The 4,494-nt window shown below is 69.6% G+C and carries 5 protein-coding genes; all 5 read right to left on the bottom strand.

Going from position 1 to position 4,494, the window contains the following annotated elements:
- Positions 1-1,000: endolytic transglycosylase MltG (gene mltG / locus MFF42_RS25590; protein ID WP_238258778.1), on the bottom strand; the 1,000-nt coding region annotated here is incomplete at its 3' end.
- A 208-nt stretch (positions 1,001-1,208) separates the two neighbouring features.
- The gene (gene fabF / locus MFF42_RS25585) at positions 1,209-2,471 is read right to left on the bottom strand and encodes a beta-ketoacyl-ACP synthase II (RefSeq protein WP_238258777.1); all 1,263 of its coding nucleotides are present in this window, start codon (positions 2,469-2,471) and stop codon (positions 1,209-1,211) included.
- A 117-nt stretch (positions 2,472-2,588) separates the two neighbouring features.
- Positions 2,589-2,825, bottom strand: coding sequence for an acyl carrier protein (locus MFF42_RS25580; protein ID WP_003599981.1), 237 nt, complete (start codon positions 2,823-2,825; stop codon positions 2,589-2,591).
- A gap of 261 nt (positions 2,826-3,086) precedes the next feature.
- Entirely contained in the window at positions 3,087-3,827 is a 741-nt protein-coding gene (gene fabG, locus MFF42_RS25575) for a 3-oxoacyl-[acyl-carrier-protein] reductase (protein WP_238258776.1), read from the bottom strand.
- A 30-nt stretch (positions 3,828-3,857) separates the two neighbouring features.
- On the bottom strand, positions 3,858-4,494 hold a 637-nt coding region (locus tag MFF42_RS25570; RefSeq protein WP_238258775.1), incomplete at its 5' end, for an ACP S-malonyltransferase.

Genomic DNA, 4,494 nt, shown 5'->3' with positions numbered 1-4,494 from the left:
CGACCGCCTCCAGCGCCGCCCGGCCCGGATTGGCGATGGGACCGGGCGGAAGGCCCTCGATCACGTAGGTGTTGTAGGGGGTCGGCCGCTCGATCTCGGAGCGCAGGATGCCGCGCCCGAGGGTGCCGCGCCCACCGACGAGGCCGTAAACGATGGTGGGATCGGATTGCAGCTTCATCCGCTTCTGCAGGCGGTTGACGAACACGCCCGCCACCCGCGGCCGCTCGTCGGCGCGGCCGGTCTCCTTCTCGACGATGGAGGCCAGCGTCACCATCTCGGCCGGCGTCTTGACGGGCACGTCGGCGCTGCGGCGCTGCCAGATCTGGTTCAGCACCTCGCGCTGCTTGGCGCGCATCAGGTTGAGGATCTGCTGGCGGGTGGCGCCGCGCTCGAACTTGTAGGTATCGGGCAGGAGCGAGCCCTCGGGCGGGGTCTCGGCCACTTCGCCGGACAGGATGTCGTTGTCGTTGAGCCGGGCGACGATCTGCTCGGAGGTCAGGCCCTCGGGGAAGGTGATGGCGTGCTGGACCTGACGCCCGTTGGTCAGGGTCTCGATCGTGTCCTTCACGCTGGCATGGGCCTTGAACATGTACTCGCCATGCTTCAGCGGCCCCTTGCCGTTGAACCGGGCGGCCATCTCGAACAGGCTCGGATGCTCGATCACGCCCTCGCGGGCGAGGATGCTGGCGATCTCCGAGGTGCCGCTGCGGCTGGGGATCACCACGACCTTGTCGGCGGGGAGCGGTCCCGGCTCCGAGGTCTGACGGTTGAGCAGGGTGAGCCCGACGAGGGCGCCGAGCGCGAGGACGACGGCGAGGGTGAGAAAGCCGCTGATGGTGGCGAGCAGGCCGCCGCGGCGACGCTCGGGCTTCTCGGGCGGGGGAGGGGCGACGGTGGGCTTGATCGCCTCGCTCGGGCTGCGCGGCGAGGGCCGGTTCGGCAGCGACGGCTCCTCGGAAGCGGGCGGCGGAGACGGCGGATCTTGTCGTCTGCGAAACATCCGGAATCCTGCTGTGGCCCTTCGCGGCGCCCCGCTCAGGGTGCCGTCCCCCGGTCGCTCGGCCGTTGCCGAGCGTTCGACGGGCGTCTCTCACAAAATCTCCGCCCGGCTGCGGACCGGGCGTTTTGCGAGGCAGTGTAAGCCGTTTTGTGGCGAAATGGCGTTGCCTGCGGCTAGGCGGCCACACACCGTCGAGCGAGGGCCGCCCTCAGGCGACCCGGCGCATCAGCAGCGAAGCGTTGGTGCCGCCGAAGCCGAAGGAGTTCGAGAGAACCGTATCGACGCGCTTGCGCTTGGCCTCGTGCGGAACGAGGTCGATCGCGGTCTCGACCGACGGGTTGTCGAGGTTGAGCGTCGGCGGCATCACCCCGTCGCGGATCGCGAGGACGGAGAAGATCGCCTCCACCGCGCCGGCGGCGCCGAGCAGGTGGCCGATGGCCGACTTGGTCGAGGACATCGACGCCTTGGAAGCGGCGTCGCCGAGCAGCCGCTCCACCGCCTTGAGCTCCAGCTCGTCGCCGAGCGGGGTCGAGGTGCCGTGGGCGTTGATGTAGTCGATCTCGGACGGATCGATCCCGGCCCGCTTCACCGCGGCCTTCATGCAGCGGTAGCCGCCGTCGCCGTCGGGCGCGGGCGAGGTGATGTGGTAGGCATCGCCCGACAGGCCGTAGCCGATCACCTCGGCGTAGATCTTGGCGCCGCGCGCCTTGGCGTGCTCGTACGCCTCCAGCACGACGATGCCGGCGCCCTCGCCCATGACGAAGCCGTCGCGGTCGCGGTCGTAGGGGCGCGAGGCCTTGGCCGGCTGGTCGTTGAAGCCGGTGGAGAGCGCGCGGCAGGCGGCGAAGCCCGCGAGCGACAGCCGGTTGACCGGTGCCTCGGTGCCGCCGGCTACCATCACGTCGGCATCGCCCAGCGCGATCAGCCGCGAGGCGTCGCCGATGGCGTGCGCGCCGGTGGAGCAGGCGGTGACGACCGCGTGATTCGGGCCCTTCAGCCCGTGCTGGATCGAGACCTGGCCCGAGGCGAGGTTGATGATGCGGCCGGGGATGAAGAAGGGCGAGATGCGACGCGGCCCCTTCTCGTGGAGGGTCACCGACGCGTCGTAGATCGTGCCGATGCCGCCGATCCCGGAGCCGATCAGGACGCCGGTGGCCTCCTGGTCGGCGTCGGATTTCGGGTGCCAGTCGGCATCGTCGAGCGCCTGGCCGGCGGCGGCCATGGCGTAGACGATGAAGGGATCGACCTTGCGCTGCTCCTTCACCTCCATCCACTGATCGGGATTGAAGGTGCCGTTGGAGCCGTCACCGAAGGGCAACGTGCAGGCGATCCGGCAGGCGAGATCGTCGGTCTGGAAGGCCGTGACCGCGGACGCTCCGCTGTCACCGGCGACGAGACGGCTCCAGGTGTGCTCGACGTTGCCACCCAGCGGCGACACCATCCCCAGACCCGTGATCACCACCCGACGCATTGCCTGATCCCAACGATCCGCTGTCCTTGGAAGGACTCATCCGCCCCGAAGGACTCTTGGTTCAAAAACTGGTGGCGCGCGGGGTCTCGTCGACCCCGCCCGCGCGAGGACACCGCCTTAGGCGGAGTTCTTCTCCAGGAACTTGATCGCGTCGCCGACCGTCTGGATGGTCTCGGCCGCGTCGTCCGGGATCTCGACGTTGAACTCCTCCTCGAACGCCATCACCAGCTCGACGGTGTCGAGGCTGTCGGCGCCGAGATCGTCGATGAAGTTGGAGGCTTCGGTGACCTTCTCAGGCTCGACGCCCAGGTGTTCGACGACGATCTTCTTCACGCGCTCGGCGATATCGCTCATCGTTGTTGGTCCTCGTCTTCTCGATCGTGATGGTGTGTGCTTCTGACGAAAGCGCCGTGGCCGCCTTCCCGCTTCGGGGCTTTTTCTGGACGGCCGGTGTTCGATCGCGCGTGGTTTGGAAAAGCCGCAACCCGCTGAACCGTCAACTCCCCTGCACGGCTGAGCCGGGTGTTAACACAGGGTTTCCGCTCTGGCGAGGGGCGGTTCAGAAAGCGTTCATCGCCGTGGTTTTCGGGTCGAAACACGCCTTTGTGGACATTCTCAATACATCGCCATGCCGCCATTGACGTGCAGCGTCTGCCCCGTCACGTAACCCGCTTCTTCCGAGGCCAGATAGACGGCTGCCGCACCGATCTCGGCGCCGGTGCCGAGCCGGCCCGCGGGCACGCGGGTGAGGATCGTCTCGCGCTGCTTCTCGTTCAGCGCGTCGGTCATCGCCGAGGCTATGAAGCCGGGCGCGATGCAGTTCACGGTGATCCCGCGCGTCGCCACCTCCGCCGCCAGCGCCTTGGTCATGCCGACGAGGCCGGCCTTGGCCGCCGCGTAATTGCCCTGTCCCGGATTGCCGGTGGCGCCGACCACCGAGCCGATGCCGATGATGCGGCCGTAGCGTCGCTTCATCATGCCCCGCAGGGCGGCCCGCGACAGGCGGAAGGCGGCGGTGAGGTTGACGTTGAGAACCGCCTCCCACTCCTCGTCCTTCATCCGCATGAAGAGGTTGTCGCGGGTGATGCCGGCGTTGTTGATCAGGATGTCGAGTCCGCCGAGCGCCGATTCGGCGGCCGGAAGCAGCGCCTCCACCGCGTCCTTGTCGGCGAGGTTGGCCTCGACCACCGCGATGCGCTCGCCCCCGAGTTCGGCCGCCAACTCGTCGAGTACCGCGCGGCGGGTGCCGGACAGCGCGACATGCGCCCCCTGCGCGTGCAGCGCCCGGGCGATCGCTCCGCCGAGCCCGCCGGTCGCGCCGGTGACGAGGGCCTTGCGGCCGGTGAGGTCGAACATGGTGTCGGCTCTTCTGATCGTCGTGGAAATTCAGGCGTAGGCGGCGACGTCGTCGGGCGTTCCGACCGCGCTCGCGGACGCATTCGGGGCGATCCGCTTGACGAGGCCGGTCAGCACCTTGCCGGCGCCGAGTTCGTGGAAGCGGTCGATGCCGGCCTCCGCCATGGCGGCGACGCTCTCGGCCCAGCGCACGGTGCCGGTGACCTGAGTCACCAGCGCGTCGCGGATGGCGTCCGGATCGGTGAGCGGGCCGGCGGTGACGTTGGCGTAGACCGGCACGACGGGCGGCTTCATCGCCACCTCGGCGAGTGCCCGGCGCATCGCCTCGGCGGCCGGCGCCATCAGGGCACAGTGGAAGGGCGCGGAGACGTTGAGGAGCACGGCGCGGCGTACGCCGCGCCCTTGCGCGAGCGCCATCGCCCGCTCGACCGCCTCCCGGTGGCCGGAGAGGACGACCTGACCCGCGCCGTTGTCGTTGGCGACGTCGCAGACCATGCCCTGCGCCGCCTCCTCCGCGATGTCGCGCGCGGTCGCGAGATCGGGCCCGAGCAGGGCGGCCATGGCGCCGACGCCCGGGGCGACCGCCCGCTGCATCGCCTCGCCGCGGATGCGCAGCAGGCGGGCGGCGTCGGAGATCGAGACGGTGCCGGCGGCGGCCAGCGCCGAG

The organism is Methylorubrum podarium, assembly GCF_022179745.1.
In the GTDB taxonomy this organism is placed as follows: Bacteria; Pseudomonadota; Alphaproteobacteria; order Rhizobiales; family Beijerinckiaceae; genus Methylobacterium; species Methylobacterium podarium.
The sequence above is the reverse complement of the archived record's forward strand: the minus strand, read 5'-3'. Positions and strand labels throughout refer to the sequence as shown.